The organism is Cellulosilyticum sp. ST5 (assembly GCF_046529625.1).
GTDB lineage: Bacteria > Bacillota > Clostridia > Lachnospirales > Cellulosilyticaceae > Cellulosilyticum > Cellulosilyticum lentocellum.
Genome location: NZ_CP132338.1, coordinates 2,690,495 through 2,705,376, shown reverse-complemented (window position 1 = coordinate 2,705,376; position 14,882 = coordinate 2,690,495). Strand labels below are relative to the sequence as shown.

The 14,882-nt window shown below is 33.2% G+C and carries 22 protein-coding genes and 1 tRNA gene; 20 read left to right on the top strand and 3 right to left on the bottom strand.

Translation table 11 applies throughout. The annotated features are described in order from the left end of the window. Window positions 1–2: 2 nt before the first annotated feature. Window positions 3–545: a hypothetical protein gene (locus QTL86_RS13420; protein ID WP_410495112.1), complete on the bottom strand. Its 543-nt coding sequence runs from the start codon at window positions 543–545 to the stop codon at window positions 3–5. A gap of 726 nt (window positions 546–1,271) precedes the next feature. Here QTL86_RS13420 and QTL86_RS13415 point away from each other — a divergent pair. After that, window positions 1,272–1,345: transfer RNA gene (locus QTL86_RS13415), tRNA-Arg, on the top strand. Window positions 1,346–1,466: 121 nt separating this feature from the next. Here QTL86_RS13415 and QTL86_RS13410 read toward each other — a convergent pair. Continuing rightward, on the bottom strand, window positions 1,467–2,684 hold the full coding sequence (locus QTL86_RS13410; protein WP_410495111.1) for a tyrosine-type recombinase/integrase: 1,218 nt from the start codon (window positions 2,682–2,684) through the stop codon (window positions 1,467–1,469). A gap of 19 nt (window positions 2,685–2,703) precedes the next feature. Further along, entirely contained in the window at window positions 2,704–3,216 is a 513-nt protein-coding gene (locus tag QTL86_RS13405) for a helix-turn-helix domain-containing protein (protein WP_410495110.1), read from the bottom strand. A 160-nt stretch (window positions 3,217–3,376) separates the two neighbouring features. Here QTL86_RS13405 and QTL86_RS13400 point away from each other — a divergent pair, with 160 nt between their 5' ends. The 19 genes from QTL86_RS13400 to QTL86_RS13310 all read left to right on the top strand — a co-directional run bounded on the left by QTL86_RS13400 (window position 3,377) and on the right by QTL86_RS13310 (window position 14,468). Beyond that, window positions 3,377–3,571, top strand: a complete 195-nt coding sequence (locus QTL86_RS13400) for a helix-turn-helix transcriptional regulator (RefSeq protein WP_410495109.1) — start codon at window positions 3,377–3,379, stop codon at window positions 3,569–3,571. A 365-nt stretch (window positions 3,572–3,936) separates the two neighbouring features. Continuing rightward, window positions 3,937–4,260: a hypothetical protein gene (locus QTL86_RS13395; protein ID WP_410495108.1), complete on the top strand. Its 324-nt coding sequence runs from the start codon at window positions 3,937–3,939 to the stop codon at window positions 4,258–4,260. 12 nt (window positions 4,261–4,272) lie between these two features. Continuing rightward, the gene (locus QTL86_RS13390) at window positions 4,273–4,470 is read left to right on the top strand and encodes a hypothetical protein (RefSeq protein WP_410495107.1); all 198 of its coding nucleotides are present in this window, start codon (window positions 4,273–4,275) and stop codon (window positions 4,468–4,470) included. 476 nt (window positions 4,471–4,946) lie between these two features. Continuing rightward, window positions 4,947–5,114 carry a hypothetical protein gene (locus QTL86_RS13385; RefSeq protein ID WP_410495106.1) on the top strand — a complete coding sequence of 56 codons (168 nt, stop codon included), beginning with the start codon at window positions 4,947–4,949 and terminating at the stop codon, window positions 5,112–5,114. Further along, a complete protein-coding gene (locus QTL86_RS13380; RefSeq protein ID WP_410495105.1) occupies window positions 5,114–5,347 on the top strand; it encodes a helix-turn-helix domain-containing protein in 234 nt (77 codons plus the stop codon). The genes QTL86_RS13385 and QTL86_RS13380 overlap by 1 nt, the downstream gene beginning before the upstream one ends. Window positions 5,348–5,458: 111 nt before the next feature. Next, window positions 5,459–6,166: a hypothetical protein gene (locus tag QTL86_RS13375; RefSeq protein ID WP_410495103.1), complete on the top strand. Its 708-nt coding sequence runs from the start codon at window positions 5,459–5,461 to the stop codon at window positions 6,164–6,166. 13 nt (window positions 6,167–6,179) lie between these two features. Continuing rightward, the gene (locus QTL86_RS13370) at window positions 6,180–6,395 is read left to right on the top strand and encodes a hypothetical protein (RefSeq protein ID WP_410495102.1); all 216 of its coding nucleotides are present in this window, start codon (window positions 6,180–6,182) and stop codon (window positions 6,393–6,395) included. A 10-nt stretch (window positions 6,396–6,405) separates the two neighbouring features. Beyond that, entirely contained in the window at window positions 6,406–6,822 is a 417-nt protein-coding gene (locus tag QTL86_RS13365) for a sigma factor-like helix-turn-helix DNA-binding protein (RefSeq protein ID WP_410495101.1), read from the top strand. 116 nt (window positions 6,823–6,938) lie between these two features. Then, window positions 6,939–7,367, top strand: coding sequence for a phBC6A51 family helix-turn-helix protein (locus QTL86_RS13360; RefSeq protein ID WP_410495100.1), 429 nt, complete (start codon window positions 6,939–6,941; stop codon window positions 7,365–7,367). A gap of 281 nt (window positions 7,368–7,648) precedes the next feature. Continuing rightward, complete coding sequence (locus QTL86_RS13355; RefSeq protein WP_410495099.1) at window positions 7,649–8,275, top strand: hypothetical protein; 627 nt, start codon at window positions 7,649–7,651, stop codon at window positions 8,273–8,275. 2 nt (window positions 8,276–8,277) lie between these two features. After that, window positions 8,278–8,427: a hypothetical protein gene (locus QTL86_RS13350; protein WP_410495098.1), complete on the top strand. Its 150-nt coding sequence runs from the start codon at window positions 8,278–8,280 to the stop codon at window positions 8,425–8,427. 2 nt (window positions 8,428–8,429) lie between these two features. After that, window positions 8,430–8,666: a hypothetical protein gene (locus QTL86_RS13345; protein WP_410495097.1), complete on the top strand. Its 237-nt coding sequence runs from the start codon at window positions 8,430–8,432 to the stop codon at window positions 8,664–8,666. A 4-nt stretch (window positions 8,667–8,670) separates the two neighbouring features. Continuing rightward, window positions 8,671–9,000, top strand: coding sequence for a hypothetical protein (locus QTL86_RS13340; protein WP_410495096.1), 330 nt, complete (start codon window positions 8,671–8,673; stop codon window positions 8,998–9,000). Beyond that, the gene (locus QTL86_RS13335) at window positions 8,997–9,302 is read left to right on the top strand and encodes a hypothetical protein (protein ID WP_410495095.1); all 306 of its coding nucleotides are present in this window, start codon (window positions 8,997–8,999) and stop codon (window positions 9,300–9,302) included. The genes QTL86_RS13340 and QTL86_RS13335 overlap by 4 nt, the downstream gene beginning before the upstream one ends. A gap of 38 nt (window positions 9,303–9,340) precedes the next feature. Then, window positions 9,341–11,539: a hypothetical protein gene (locus tag QTL86_RS13330; protein ID WP_410495094.1), complete on the top strand. Its 2,199-nt coding sequence runs from the start codon at window positions 9,341–9,343 to the stop codon at window positions 11,537–11,539. Between the two features lie 71 nt (window positions 11,540–11,610). Then, window positions 11,611–12,384: a sigma-70 family RNA polymerase sigma factor gene (locus QTL86_RS13325; RefSeq protein ID WP_410495093.1), complete on the top strand. Its 774-nt coding sequence runs from the start codon at window positions 11,611–11,613 to the stop codon at window positions 12,382–12,384. 396 nt (window positions 12,385–12,780) lie between these two features. Next, window positions 12,781–13,791, top strand: a complete 1,011-nt coding sequence (locus QTL86_RS13320; protein ID WP_410495092.1) for a S8 family serine peptidase — start codon at window positions 12,781–12,783, stop codon at window positions 13,789–13,791. After that, the gene (locus QTL86_RS13315; RefSeq protein WP_410495091.1) at window positions 13,763–13,969 is read left to right on the top strand and encodes a hypothetical protein; all 207 of its coding nucleotides are present in this window, start codon (window positions 13,763–13,765) and stop codon (window positions 13,967–13,969) included. Before QTL86_RS13320 ends, QTL86_RS13315 begins: the two co-directional genes overlap by 29 nt. 292 nt (window positions 13,970–14,261) lie before the next feature. Beyond that, entirely contained in the window at window positions 14,262–14,468 is a 207-nt protein-coding gene (locus QTL86_RS13310) for a helix-turn-helix domain-containing protein (protein WP_410495090.1), read from the top strand. Window positions 14,469–14,882 lie beyond the last annotated feature (414 nt).

Here is a 14,882-nt window from a genome sequence, read left to right as displayed (position 1 = left end):
TCTTAAAGTTTATAGAGTTCAATGATTAGCGCACCATAAACACTTCTTAATGAAATACTAGTACCATCATTTTCCCAGAGTGCTTCATTAAGGCCATTGGCTTCTTCACCATTATCTTGTTTAGTAGAACTAGGTTCACCTAGAAGAGAAGTTAACTTAGAGGACCAGGCTGAGAAATCATTATCAGGTAAGTAAATCGATAGCAAACTAAGTTTTTCTGCTTCATTCATAGCTACTGAAGCTGTTACTTCAGTATCTAAGAAAGTTAAAGTATAATCACGAGTTAGTACGGCTTTTGTATCTTCTGATAAAGAGGGTTCACCTTCACCCAATGCTTCAACCACAGCGGAATCAGATTGACCCATTAGTTTAATAATGGCGTGAAGTTCTGAAGTTTGCGTATTAGTTTCAGTATTAGGTTTTTTAGTAGTAATTGGAGAAGTTGTAGGTTCTGGTGATGAGGTAGATGAATTACATCCAGATAATAAGACTCCTGTAACTACTAAAGTTAAAGTACCTAATGCATAAAATTTATTTGTTTTCATAATAAGTTCTCCTTGTTTTTTTGTAAGTGTTTTACATTCGTTAGATAAAGGAGAAAGAGAAAAAGTTTCAAAAAGATAGTTGGGAATAATAGCAAATTTTTATTTTAGGATTAGAGCATGTCAACTTTGGTCGTTTGCTTCATAGTATGTTATAGAAAAATATTTTAGATAGTATAAAAGGATGTGATTTTATGGCAATTACTACAGTGAGCAATATAGCAATAGCTGACCCATATAAAGAGATTTCCTTTTTTATATTTTGGGATGAAGTCATAGTATAATGAGTAGCTTTAATGCAATTTGTAATATGATGGCTTGAGTTATTGCATAAAGATAAGATTATATAAAGTTGCTCTTTTTTTTGAGGAGAGGAATGTAGAAAGAGATATGATGGGAGTGTAAATGATGGCATCCTTCTTTAAGCTCAATGCATTTAATAGTAAAAGTCCCATTACTATAAATCCAATTAATAAGTTCTAGATTTTCTATATCTCGATTTGAATTGTTTTTAATCTGGATAAAGAATATAGTCTCTTTACAACAACACCCTTTAATAAGCTTTTGGTATATTTCTAAAGTAGGTGGTTTCTCTACATATATTGTTAATTCAGCTGTTTGAGTATATTCGTTTATTAATAGAAAAGTTGCTGTGTGACAACAAGAAAAATAGACTAGGTTATCAACCATTGCAACTCAATACTATTTATGCTAAAATATGATAGATATGCACGCGTAGTTCAGCTGGATAGAGCGTCTGACTTCGGATCAGAATGTCGTGGGTTCGAATCCTACCGCGTGCGTAAATGAAAAGACCTAGGCTTTGAGTATCAAGAGATACAGGCCTAGGACTTTTTGCGTTTTAAGTGTGTAATAATGAAAAATGTGTAGTAGATGTGTAGTAGGAAATTAAAAAAATATAAGCTACTTAAATAGCCGATTTAATTTTTGGACGTCTTCAGTCATTTTCTCTGGCATTACATGAGTGTAAATATTCATGGTAGTTGTTATATCACTATGCCCCATAAGTTTTTGAACAGTCTTAATAGGAACGTCAGCTTCAAAAAGTCTTGTGGCATAGGTGTGGCGCATTGAATGAAATTTCTTATGTTGGATATCAGCTCTAGAAAGGGCACGAGCATATGATCTAGTTAAATTGCGAGTATCAATATAATTGCCCAATTCAGTACAGAAAACAAGGCCATTCTTTTGATATAAATCTCCGTGTTTTAATATTTCTTTATCCTGCTGCTTTTTATGTCTTTTTAATTCTTTGCTTACGTTAGATGGTATAGGAATAGTTCGAATACTGCTTTTTGTCTTTGGAGGGTGTTCCAGTATAGACCATGTACGAGAACCATCTTTAGCCACTTTAGAAAGTTGAGATATGGCCCTGGTTACGCTAACGGTATTATTCTTTAGGTCTATATCTTCCCATTTTAGTCCCATAAGTTCGCCTAATCTTAGGCCACTACCAAGAGCAAGTACAAACAAAGCCTTATTTCTATGCTTATCTAACGAATCAAGGAACTGTTGTTGTTCTTCAGGAGTAAAGAATGTAATCTCATTATCATCCTCTAATTCATTGGTAGTGTTCTTAGGCATAGTTACAAGTGAGCAGTAATTACGCATAATATAGCCTTGTTTAATAGCATCATTCATACAGGTTTTAAGGTGCTTGTTAAGTGTTTTGATTACATTGGTACTTTTACCTTGTTCTGAGAGCATATTGTAGTATGCTTGAATATCTGCTGTTCTGATTTCTATAAGCTTTTTCTTGCCTAGGCTAGTACCTTTTATATAGTTTCTATAAACACCTTCATAGCGTTCAAAAGAAGTGTCTTTAAGGTTGTTTATTCTAAATTCAAATAGCCAAGTATGGAACCATTGTTCTAATGTCATTTTATCTGATGTAGGAATCAAGCCATTATTCATTTGGGACTTGTAGTCCGCCATTTTATCTATAACATCTTGTTTCTTATAGCTTGAAAACAGCTTTCTAAGAGGTTTTCCATCAGCATCATAGCCAATTACATAGGCACCTCTATAATAGGTCTTACCATTACGTTTTTCCTGCCATATAGTCCCCTCTCCATTTGCTTTGGAGCGGGGCTTTTTCTTTTTCTTATTGTCTTCTGCCATGAGATGCTCCTCTCATAAATTATAATTCGATTGTTTTTCTATAGTCATTTATCTGTAAGTTTAGCAATTTATTTGCCTGAGATAAAAATAAAAAGTGTTTTTCCATATCATTATCAATAAGCATAATGCTATCAAAAACATTGGATATAAAATCAGTAACTAGGTCTAAGTATCTTTCATAATCACTTTCCGCAATTTCAGGATGAGTTTTTTCAATATCCATTAAATAATCGACAATAAGTTGCGTTAAAGCAATTGCTCTGGTATCTTTGCCATTGTCTTTTAAATAAGTGTTCAACTTAGTATTAACATCATTTATTAATAACACTCTTTTGTTATCATTACTTAGAAAGTAATCTGGTTCTTGTCCAAGTGCTTTAGCTATTTTTCTAAGCTGTTCAATCTTAGGTTTTCGTTCGCCCTTTTCATACTTCCTTATTGTTATTTCAGATAATCCAGCCCTTTTTGCTAATTCTTTTTGAGTTAGTTCGCTACAGTGTCTTGCCAATCTTATGTGTTCACCAAGCTCCATATATTATCACCTCTTGATATAATAATAATACTATGCGATACATTTGTATATATAAAATATAAAAAAACAATAAGTATTGCTTGACTAACGATACAAAAGTATCGTACAATGTAAATATGAAAGAGATACTTTTGTATCTGTATGAAAAGAGGGATGTAAAATGTTAATAATAAACAGAAACAAACTGCTAATTGCTATTGCTAACTATGGGTACTCTGCTACAGAGCTTTCAAAAAAGAGTGGAGTTAGTCAAGTTACAATTGCAAGATTTAAAGCAGGAACACAAAAAGCTAGACCACAAACAGTATATAAACTAGCTAAAGCACTTAACGTTAAAGTTGAAGATTTGATTTAAGGATAATCATCTGAGAGACACATTAAGCAGACTTGTTAAATTACCATACATACGTGACAAAAGACATTGTTGTATAAGAAGTGTACAGGTTTATAGCCAAAGCATTCACGTTAAAGTTGAAGTTTATTTTAATGAATAGCAGTAACCACCACAAAATTGTGGACGTATAAGGAGTCGGAAATTTTTCGGAGACCACATACTTGTGGAGAGCTATATGACCCGAGAGAAAAATTTCCTTGGGGTAGGTGGGGGAAATTTTTCGCTCACCTAGCAGGACAATCCAATTTTGGACGGTCCTCAAATATTCTAATTTATAACCTATAAACGGTTGGTAACCGTAAATTGAAGAAAAGGAGAAATACATAATGAAAAGAGAAATGATTGAGAAAGTAGTAGAAAAAGCTGTTGAGTGTAATTTTATAAGTTTAGATGATTGTAGTTTATCAAAGGATGAACGTAAGCAAGAAATTATTGAAGTTATCGAATGTGAGATTGATAGAGAAAATAAAAAAGTTATTGAAGATCTTGTAAATGGTTTTAGCGATTATATCTTTGAAGTAGCTAAATATACAACAGCAGACGAGTCAACAGGTGAACAAAGGCCTTTTACAACAGAAGAAATGGCGGAACTTATTTATGGAGAGTTCTGGAGAATTGAAGGCGAAATTAGTGAGATTATAAATGAATAGGAGCTGATATATATGAATAGTGAAACATTTGCAAAAGAGATGTTGGAAATGGTTGAACAAGTAGAGACAAGTAACTTACCAATGTTTTTTGACTATTTGATTGAAAATATTAGAGATAATAATAGCTTTGAAGCTCATGAAACAGCCTTAAATTTTGTTGTAGCATTTAAAGATGTAGTAATGAAACAAAGAGAAGAAGCCCTTAACTAACACCACATGGCATTAATCAAAGGCTCACCGTTAAAACTAAATTCGCACTTTAATTTTAACGTGTGAGTCTATAAAATGCAATAGCTCAGAGTAATTTTGCGCTCGGGTTATATAGATAATTGTAATCGAAGTCCTAGAAGGTGTTGGAATAGCCGTCCTAAATTTTAAGGTGGGGTCATATCGTGACAAGCAAAATCAAGAAAGACCTTGCTACTCAATGAATAAAGCTAGGGAATATAGTTTAAAGCGCTTTAAGAAAAATATTGACCTATTTTATATTTTTTTTAAAGAAATATAGATTTATTCTATCTTAGATGTGACCTGAAAAATATAGTATTACCAATGCTTTGAATGCATATTTAGTTACTGCTAAATATAAATTGTTTTATATGAAAATGCAACTTTTTTAAGACTGAAAGGCAATTTTAAAAAACAGTGAAAAAAACATGATAAGCTATTTTTAAGGAGGATAAATTATGACAAGGCAGAGTCTAATTAACAAGATTGTGTATATGTTAAGAGAAGAAGGAACATTAGATATAGATAACTACATAACTAGAGTCGAGCAGTATCAAGACATCAAGAAGATTATAGAGAAGTGTTTAGATGGTTTTGAAATTATAGAGGGGAAAGTGATTGAATAATGAGCCAAGTAGTAGAAAATCTAACAGAAAAAGTTATTGAGCAAAAAAAGAAGATAGAGAGTTTAACTTGTTCTCCTAAAGAAGCAGGCAAAATAATAGGGATAGGACAGGGCAGGGCATATCAGCTATGTAAGAGCGGAGCACTTAGAAGTATTAAAATTGGCAATAAGATATTGGTACCATATTCGGCTATTGATGATTTTATTAATGAATACTTGGGACAAGAACTTTAAGGTGGTGATAATATAGACGGATGGATTAGAGTACATAGAGAGATACTGGATAAACCTATATGGTTAAATTCGACGCCTGAACAAAAATCTATATTAATAACACTATTACTAATGGCAAATTTTAAAGAGAATGATTGGGAGTGGAATGGCAATAAATTCTCAGTAAAAGAGGGACAATTTGTGACTAGTTTAGATAGTATAGTGAGTAAATGTGGAAAAGGGATAACAATACAAAATGTAAGGACAGCACTATTAAGATTTGAAAAGCTAGGTTTTTTAACAAACAAATCAACAAAGACAGGAAGACTTATTAGCATTGTAAATTGGGAGTTTTATCAGCATGATGTAGAACAATATAGCAAAGACTCTAACAAAGACCTAACAAAGAGCCAACAAAGAGCTAACAAAGACCTAACACCTAATAAAGAAAGTAATAAAGATAAGAAAGAAAAGAAAAATAAATATGCTCAACAAGTAGAGCGATTATGGTCTATTTATCCTAATAAAAAGGGTAAAGCACAGGCTATTAAGCAACTACCTAAATTAATAGATAAGTACGGATATGAAGTAATTGAGAGGTGTGTAGTGGCTTATTCTAATGAGTGTAAAGGTAAGGAGAGCAAATATATAAAACATGGCAGCACATTCTTCAATGGAGGTTATCTCGACTACATAGATGCATCAGCGCAAGAAGAGAGCAGTATGCAAGCTAAAGGCCCGTATATTGACCAAGAGACAGGAGAGATTATTTACAGGGAGAAGATCAATAAAAGGAATATACTTGACGAAAATGGCTATATGTCAATAGATGCCTTATAAAAGGAGAATAGATATGAATATTACAAGAGCAGAAGTAAAAGAAATAGCTAATGCTATGTATGATTCAGGATTTAATGTGTTTGGAGCAGGTAACTTTGATGTTAGTAGAGAAGAATTCTGTAACATATTAATGATTGCATTAACTAAAAAGGATAAGAAATGTTACTTACGTAGGTACTATGAGATACTACATGACAAAGTGTTTATAAATGACAAAATTAAAAAATAGGGGTGAGTGGATGGTTAAAGAAAAACTTGAAAATTATCCAGTACTTAAAGCTGAGATTAGGCGCTTAGAATTAGAGAAGCAGCGTATTGAAGGAGAATACATAGGAGTACATGGCATAGGATACGGTAGCATTAAACAGGGTTCACCAACTAATAAAGTAACCTCTAGCGTTGAACTAGAGTTCGTATATAAAGAAACAGCTAAGCGAGAGCTAGAAGCTAAGATAAACGATAAGTTAATAGAAGCAGAGATAATTGATAATGCTTTAAGTGTACTCACAGAAGAAGAATTAAAATTAATAGAACTAAGATACTTTAAGAAGCGTAAAGTAAATGATGTAGCTAACGTATTAGAAGTTAACCCTGATACAGTGTCCAGGAGAATTAAGAGCATCATAAACAAGATAGAACCTTTAATTGTCGTATAAAAGTCGGATGTATCATATTGTATATGTCGGGTAGTAAAGACTATAATTAAATCATAGAGGATTGGCTAATTGGCCAGTCCTTTTTTTATTAGAATAATTGCGGAAGGAGATAGATTATGGGTAATGAAAAGGCTAAGAATTACAATAGAAATAGATTAGAAGATGGAACATTTACATTTGCTAAAGAGCTAGATCAAAGGCAGCGTGATGTAATTTGTGAGCTTATTTCTAACGGTGGCAATAAGACTAAAGCTTGTGAGACATTAGGCATCCCTAGAGTCTCATTGTACCGGTGGCTAGATAATGAATTATTCCTCAATGCTTATCATGAAGCGTGTAAGAAGATATACCAGGACGGATTAACGGAAGCATTGAATACCATGATGAACCTAATGAAGTGTCCGGATAGTAGAACAGCATTGAAAGCGGCAGAAGATATAATGAAGCTTAATGGATACTTAGACACCAAGTGTAACATATCAGAAAAACCTGAACAGATAATTATCACATTATCCGGTGATGATGGTGATTGTTTTGTTAATTAAAGCACAGTATAACTAAACTTACACTTGTTACGTTTAAAGGTGATTTTACAATCCATTGATAGTCAAGTGGTTGCATGATTAGTTTACAATAACTACTATTCGTATTACAAGTATTTCGCGCAGAGTATAGCTGAGCGTAGCGTGGTTGGTAGAGGATAGGCTATGCCCCCACTTGGTTGGATGGGGTGCCCATGAATGGTTACACAAAATATTTTTTATTACAAATACACCTAAGCACTTGTGAGAGTGCTATTTTTTATGAGAAGAAAAGGAGAATGAACATGTTTTTAGATGAATTAAAACAACAGATAGCTAGTAGAGAGCAGAGTATTAATGAATTAAAGCAACAAGTTGCCAGATTAATTGCTGAGAAGGATGTTAAAGAAAGCGAAATCAAAAAGTATAAAGACGAGTTCGCGATTTCACTAGATCAGAGTGTTATGGATAGAATTAAGACTATAGAAGCAGAGATTACTGATATTAATTCAACTTTATCACCATTACAATATGCTATTGGATCTAAAGTCTTTAAGGCCCATTTTAATGGAGATATAGAGGAGGAGCTAGAAAGTAAACTAGCAGAAATTAAAATCGAAAAGAAAGAACAGGCTGTGCATGAAGCTATCAATAAATTAGGCAATGCTATAAATGAATTTTTAGAAGCTAAAAACGCTGTTGAACAAATACCATCAGATTTAACTATTATTAGCGAGCAAGTGGATGGCAGAGATTTAAAAGTGATTCATAAATGGTATTCCAACAATAAAGACAAGTTTACTTGTGAAAAAGAGCAATTAGAGCTCTTAAACAATAATGTAAAGCTGCTTAATAAAGCTATCAATGTTGAATATTTAACGTATAGTTCCGTAGAGAGAATAGGTCAAATTGCTTATAAATTGGAGGTGTAATCATGACAGAAGCGGAAAGATTAGTACAATTAGTTGAAGATGGAAAAGTTCAGCAACAACAAGCAAATGAAGAAAGATTAAAGCGTGAACAAGCAGAAAAAGAACAGGAAAACATGAAAGTTTTAAGAAGAGTAATGGGTTTGGAGGGGTAGACGTGGAATTTCTAGTAACAGTAAAAGAGATTGTAGTAAAGAAAGATAACGTATGTGTATTTATTGGAGAAACAGGGGAAGGTCCTTTAAAATTCACTATCACTAAGAAAGATATTAAGCTAGCTGATAAAGTAGTACCGGGTGCTCAGTTATCAATTAACGCTAGTCTTAAGCTTAGAGAAACGACTAAGGGTGACAAGGTATATAGGGAAAATACGCTATATGTAAATGAGGTATAGGCCTATGAAAGCAATATACTTGATGAAACAAGCTAGTGCGAAACTAAAGCTTCCTAATGGCATGGAAATACATATTAAAAAGCCATCAACTACACAAAGTAAAGAATTGCTAAGTAGAGCAAAGGAAATCAACGCTAAAGATGATAAAACTGAATTACTAAAAGAGTTGGCGTTAGTTATTCTTAATAACAATTTTGATGGCTTATTATTTTCGGAGAATGATCTTCAAGGTTTTACAGAGGAAGCATACCATGAGTTGTATATATGGTATTTAGATTATGCTATAGAGAGTGTACAAATTTTAAATAATATTAAGGAGAAAAAGACTATATGAAGAAATTGGATTTAACTACACTTGTAAATAAAGTATGGAATGTAACTATGATGGATGGTTCAGCGTTAAACATCAATAAACCTACTCAAAAACAGCTGCTTTTATTAGATAGCTATACAAATAAGCTTGACAAGGTTGAAAGTACCGAAGAGAAATTAAACTTGCTTAATGAGGCAACTACGCTTATTTTAAACAACAATCAAGAGGGTGTTACCTATCAAGCTAGTGACTTTGAAGAAATGCCTATTAATATCCTCTATGCTATCTATTTTGGGTATATCGATTTTATGAAAGAATCTTAATAAGCTCTTAGTAAACCCATATAGAAAGGAGGTATAAGATGGCAGCATTAAATTTAGCAACACTTAGTGTAGAAGTGCAGGCTACAGGGGTACAACAAGCACAACAACAGATTACCGGCTTAACTGGAGCAGTACAGCAAGCAGGAAATAGCACAGGACAAGCCATAGGTGGTTTTGCTAGCTTAGGGCAAACAATCCGTGACAACATAGGTCAAACACAATTGTTTGGTACATCACTAAATGACTTAGGAAGTATGTTTTCTTCTGCTGGTGGTATGGCTTCAATACTAACTGGTGCTGTGGCTGGTGCTACAAGTGCGTTGATGCAAATGGCCACACAAGCTATTGCAAGTGCTATAGAAGGCCTAAAAGAATTTGTTTCTAATGGTATTGAATTAGCCAGTGATTTAAGTGAGATACAAAACGTTATAGATGTTACGTTTGGATCTAATGCTAATGAAATAAATGAATGGGCAAAAAAGAGTGCAGATGCTTTTGGTTTATCTGAATTACAAGCCAAGAAATTCTCATCCACAATGGGTTCTATACTAAAAAGTATGGGGCTGACTTCAAAAGAAACAATTGATATGTCAAAAAAAGTGGCAGAATTGACAGGTGATTTTGCTTCATTTAAAAATCTAAAAATTGAAGAATCATTTGATAAGATTAGAGCAGGTTTGTTAGGTGAAACTGAACCGTTAAAAGCAGTAGGTATTATAATGACAGAAGCTAATCTTAGCGCATATGCTTTAGCAGAAGGACTAGAACAGCCATACAATAAAATGTCAGAATCAGAAAAAGTAATGGTTCGTTATAATTATCTACTTTCTGTTACTGCAGATGCACAAGGAGATTTTGCACGTACTAGTGATGGTTACGCTAATAGCCAAAAGACATTACAAAATACTATTGATAGTTTAGGTGTAAGCCTAGGCAATGGTTTATTACCAGCATTAGGAACATTTAACTCTATGATTGGTGATGTATTAAAAAGCTTAGAACCTATAATGTCTTTGCTAGGAAATTTAGTAGGCGGTGTACTGCAAAGTCTATTTAATCAATTTAAACCGATTATTGAAGCTTTTAAGCTTATAATGGCGGCCATAAGTCCTGTTATTGAAATTGTTAACGGATTACTAAGTGCAGTTTTTGGCATGGTTAACGGTATAAGTACAGCAGTTATGTCAGTATTGTCTCCAATAGTGGACACAATGGTAGGTTGGTTTGAAGGTATAAAAGAGCCAGTAACTAAGGCTATGCAATCTATAGGGGATGCATTGCTAGCTATTCCTAATGGTTTAATTGATGGTATTAACTTTTGTATTGAACAACTTAATAAATTGCCTGGAGTTGCCATTGAACCAGTAGAAAAACTTAAGACTAGCTTTTCAGAAAATATGGATGAAATGAAAGCATCTAGTGAAGAATTAACGGATGGCTTAAAAACAGAAGTTGAAAAGCTACCTAGTACGTGGGATGAATGTTTTGAACAGATTATGGCTTTAACAGATGAGAAATACGACAGCTTAAAAGCTAGAGCTAAAGAATTCAATTATGAAATGGAACATCTAGATGATGAATACGCTGAGTATAAGAGCAAATTAATGTCTGAAGAAGAAAAGCGCCTAGATAGTCTATATGAAAAGAACGGTGCCAATGCCTTAGAACTTGCTCGTATAAAAGCATTAGAGTTGGCTGAATATGAAAAATCAATAGATGCTGAAATAGAAGCTTTTAGAAAGAAAGATGAAGTACAAAGAACCTCTAGTTTAGACAGACAAAAAGCATTAATTGATGAGCAAGAGACAAAAAAGAAAAATGTTGAATTAGATAAAGCTATTATGGATGCGTGGAATGAAACAGATGAAATTGTAAAAAGTAACAACAAAGAAATCATTGCTCAATACAATGAAATGTTAGATTTAAAGCTTAAAGCAGCTAAAGTAAATGTAGGTGCTAATGATAGTGTTGGTAGTAGCGGAACAGGAAGAGGATATTATACTGGTACCAACTACGCTACACAAGGCTGGCACATGGTAGGAGAGCAAGGCAGAGAGCTAGTGTATTTTGGTGGTGGAGAGAAAGTTATTAATAACAGCCAAACAGAACAAATTATGAATAGTGGAGCCACCTATAACTTAACAATCAATGCTGATATATCACGCATAAAAGATTTAAATGATTTAGTGGACATATGTAACAACGCACAAGTAAATATGAGAATGGGTACTGTATAGGATAATAGCGCGCCTTGTGTAGCTGAAATAATGCTACATGAGGTGCTTATTTTTTATTTAGGAGGGATTGTATGACTAATGAAGAGTTAGTAATGCAATATCAGCTATCAGATGATTATAATGTCTTAGAAGCTATTATTGAACAAAATAATGGGTTAATAAGATTAATAGCTAGCAAGTTCTACACAGGTAAAACTGCTAGTATAGATTACGATGATCTATGCCAAGAGGGAGCTATTGGTGTTATGGTGGCAGCACGTAAATATAGGTTTGATATGGAGAATCGAACTAAATTTAGTAGCTATGCAGCTCTATGGATAAAGCAAAAGATTATGAGATTTATTGATAACAGAAATACCAATGATGAGATAAGCCTAAATAGGCCAGCTTATGGAGATGAAGAAGAAGTAGAGTTACTTGATACCATAACGGATAATGAAGAAGGAATGTGTAAAGTAGAAGATAGTATTTATTATCAGCAGCTACATGAAGAAATGGAACAAGTCATGCATGAAAGATTATCATTAGAACAAAGGCAGATAGTTAAATTTAGATATGGGTTTGATTGCAAGTCTTGTACATTAGGGGAGCTTGGAGATGTATTTAATTTATCTGTAGAAAGAATAAGACAAATTGAAAAGGATAGCTTGAAGAAAATGAAAAACAGTACGTGGGGCAGAAGAATGAAAAAAGAAATGAGTATAGAACGTAAAGAACGCCTGCTATCACCAGGTACTAGGGATGCACACAATCAATATGCAATATTCAATTCAAATAGGCCAACAGTAAACGATATTCTTGAACGCATAAAGTCACAGAGGGAGGGCATAGCCCCCATTCAGTAAGTAGTAGGGGGTATTATAGTAAGCAGATAAATATAACGGACCAAAACACCTGAGTCAGTATTTTAATTAAATATGCAAGTAAGTTAGGGTAGGACTTAGGCTTTACCCTTTCTTTTTTTCTAAAAGGCGGATTTGTTTTAAGAGTATAAGCAAGAAATTGTGAAATTGTTTAAGATGAAAAAGTGGATTTTATTGAATAAAAGTTTAACAAAGGCAGGAAAGACAGGGTATGTTGACATATAGTTTATAATAAAAATATATAATAATTTTGTAACAATTAATTAATAATAAGTACAACATCTTGTAGTCTGTGGATAAAGTTTGCAATATATTGTATATTGACACTGATGTTAAAATAATCGTATAAAATCAGAATATTCATTTTTGGGGGACAATATGGGGTACATAGTAGAGTTAAAAAGATGGCTAACTGAATCAGAAATAAGAAAATTTTCTACTCAAGATGTATTTATTTCTAAGGTTTTGCCGATAATAATTATAAGCAACATTAGTAAAGAACTAGAACAGGCAGATTTTGTTAAGAATATTAGAGAAGAAGCTACTGGTGAATTACAGTCGTTTGACTTTATCCCATGTGTAAACGAAAAGATTTTAAAGTCAAAATGTATGATTGGATGGGGAATAAATGTTGCGGTAATAGACAGTGGTGTAAAAAAGAGCGAAGTAAATAATGTGGTAAAAGAAATTGACTGTTTTAATATCGGAAAAGTTAATGCGGAAGATTTATTTGGACATGGAACAGTCGTTGCGGCTACAATTAACAAATGTGCTCCAAAGGCTAATATTACTAACATTAAGATTACGGAAACACAGCAATTTGCAGAAGGCAATGTAATAAAAGCTCTTGAAGAGGTATATTTCGATGATAATATAAATATAGTTAATATGTCACTATCTATTGGAAGAATGGTAGAATGTGATGGAACTTGTGAGATTTGTCAATTTGTTCATTTATTAACAAGGCAGGGGAAAATAGTGGTAACATCAGCTGGCAACTCAGGTCCAGCTATAGGAACAATAAATTGTCCTGGTGGAGCTGAAGAGGCTATAACTGTTGGAGCGATAGATGGTAATAATAATATTGCTAAATTTAGCAGTAGAGGTAGAATAGATCAAGGTAAACCGAATATACTTACTTCTGGGTACAATAATTATCGAGATAACAGATTTACATCAGGGACATCTTTTTCAGCACCTATTATAACGGGAGTTTGTGCATGTATATTTGATAGATGTAACAGGGATATAAATAGGTTGAAAGATATGTTGTATAGTGGAGTAACACCCATAAACGCCTGTCCCCATGAACAAGGGCATGGCGTATTAAATATAAAGAAATTATTGGAGGTGTTAGATAATGAAAAGATTCATAGTGAAAGTTTATGAAATGGGACAAAATATTGAGAAAAAACTACAATCAGTAGGTGAGGTAGAAACTGTATCCAGAGTCTTTAAAATTTATTTAGTCACGACATCCGAAAAGAATAAAAACAAAATAGAAGATATGGATGAAGTAATTAGCATTCGAGAAGAAGAAAAAGCAGCACTTATGCCAGTAGTATAAAGAAAACCCATAGCTATTCCTGTGGTTCTAAAAAGCTTATAGCTATGAGTGGTTATTTCAAACCTCATTTGATAAGATAAGTACGTATCTACCAAAACACCTGTTTTATCGGTGTTTATGATATATATTGTATTTAAAAGAATAGTTCGTTTAAAATGCAGATCATAAGGCTACACTCTAAAGTAAAGGAGTGTGGTCTTTTTATGCGTAGGAATTTAAAACAATGGCAGATAGATATAATAGTCAAGATAGAGTTATTTAAGAAAAAGTTGAATAAGTTAGGTGATTAATCGTGGAATATGAGGTAGTTGAACAAGATGAGATTGAGTGTCTTTCCCCAAAGGATGTAATGGGACTGTTAAGGCTTTCTAAAAGCGAAGTATATCAGCTATTTAACTCTAAAGATTTTCCATGCTTTTTAGTGGGAGAAAGAAGCAAGAGAATTACTAAAAGAGACTTTAAGATATGGTTAATGAAGAAGAAGGAAAAAACAGTATAAACAAATGAGTAGTACGTTAGCTATTGAAAGTATATATAAAAGTGTGTAGCAAGTGTGTAGTAAACTTGAAAAGCAGTATTATAAAATGTGATGACATGAGATTTTTTAAAAAGAAACCTAATAAAATCAAGGGTTCTAAGGTGGTGTGATTTGTAATGAAATGCCAATCTGTAAATCAGAATGTCGTGGGTTCGAATCCTACCGCGTGCGTAAAAAAAAGACCTAGACTTAAGTATCAATTGATACAAGTCTAGGTCTTTTTTTGTTACAGTCTCATGGGAGAAACTCACATAGCCTTCCTAATTGGCCTAATTCTAGGCATAAAATGGCTCCTCAGCATGTTTATGTAGTTAGAAACAGGCATTAAGGATAGCTATTAAAGTTAAACCAATGAGTGAGGAGCTCCTATAGTCT

What these genes read in the sequence shown, in the direction of transcription:
- QTL86_RS13420 (WP_410495112.1), bottom strand. Translation starts at nt 545, where the DNA reads ATGAAAACAAATAAATTTTATGCATTAGGTACTTTAACTTTAGTAGTT.
- QTL86_RS13410 (WP_410495111.1), bottom strand. Translation starts at nt 2,684, where the DNA reads ATGGCAGAAGACAATAAGAAAAAGAAAAAGCCCCGCTCCAAAGCAAAT.
- QTL86_RS13405 (WP_410495110.1), bottom strand. Translation starts at nt 3,216, where the DNA reads ATGGAGCTTGGTGAACACATAAGATTGGCAAGACACTGTAGCGAACTA.
- QTL86_RS13400 (WP_410495109.1), top strand. Translation starts at nt 3,377, where the DNA reads ATGTTAATAATAAACAGAAACAAACTGCTAATTGCTATTGCTAACTAT.
- QTL86_RS13395 (WP_410495108.1), top strand. Translation starts at nt 3,937, where the DNA reads ATGAAAAGAGAAATGATTGAGAAAGTAGTAGAAAAAGCTGTTGAGTGT.
- QTL86_RS13390 (WP_410495107.1), top strand. Translation starts at nt 4,273, where the DNA reads ATGAATAGTGAAACATTTGCAAAAGAGATGTTGGAAATGGTTGAACAA.
- QTL86_RS13385 (WP_410495106.1), top strand. Translation starts at nt 4,947, where the DNA reads ATGACAAGGCAGAGTCTAATTAACAAGATTGTGTATATGTTAAGAGAA.
- QTL86_RS13380 (WP_410495105.1), top strand. Translation starts at nt 5,114, where the DNA reads ATGAGCCAAGTAGTAGAAAATCTAACAGAAAAAGTTATTGAGCAAAAA.
- QTL86_RS13375 (WP_410495103.1), top strand. Translation starts at nt 5,459, where the DNA reads ATGGCAAATTTTAAAGAGAATGATTGGGAGTGGAATGGCAATAAATTC.
- QTL86_RS13370 (WP_410495102.1), top strand. Translation starts at nt 6,180, where the DNA reads ATGAATATTACAAGAGCAGAAGTAAAAGAAATAGCTAATGCTATGTAT.
- QTL86_RS13365 (WP_410495101.1), top strand. Translation starts at nt 6,406, where the DNA reads ATGGTTAAAGAAAAACTTGAAAATTATCCAGTACTTAAAGCTGAGATT.
- QTL86_RS13360 (WP_410495100.1), top strand. Translation starts at nt 6,939, where the DNA reads ATGGGTAATGAAAAGGCTAAGAATTACAATAGAAATAGATTAGAAGAT.
- QTL86_RS13355 (WP_410495099.1), top strand. Translation starts at nt 7,649, where the DNA reads ATGTTTTTAGATGAATTAAAACAACAGATAGCTAGTAGAGAGCAGAGT.
- QTL86_RS13350 (WP_410495098.1), top strand. Translation starts at nt 8,278, where the DNA reads ATGACAGAAGCGGAAAGATTAGTACAATTAGTTGAAGATGGAAAAGTT.
- QTL86_RS13340 (WP_410495096.1), top strand. Translation starts at nt 8,671, where the DNA reads ATGAAAGCAATATACTTGATGAAACAAGCTAGTGCGAAACTAAAGCTT.
- QTL86_RS13335 (WP_410495095.1), top strand. Translation starts at nt 8,997, where the DNA reads ATGAAGAAATTGGATTTAACTACACTTGTAAATAAAGTATGGAATGTA.
- QTL86_RS13330 (WP_410495094.1), top strand. Translation starts at nt 9,341, where the DNA reads ATGGCAGCATTAAATTTAGCAACACTTAGTGTAGAAGTGCAGGCTACA.
- QTL86_RS13325 (WP_410495093.1), top strand. Translation starts at nt 11,611, where the DNA reads ATGACTAATGAAGAGTTAGTAATGCAATATCAGCTATCAGATGATTAT.
- QTL86_RS13320 (WP_410495092.1), top strand. Translation starts at nt 12,781, where the DNA reads ATGGGGTACATAGTAGAGTTAAAAAGATGGCTAACTGAATCAGAAATA.
- QTL86_RS13315 (WP_410495091.1), top strand. Translation starts at nt 13,763, where the DNA reads ATGAAAAGATTCATAGTGAAAGTTTATGAAATGGGACAAAATATTGAG.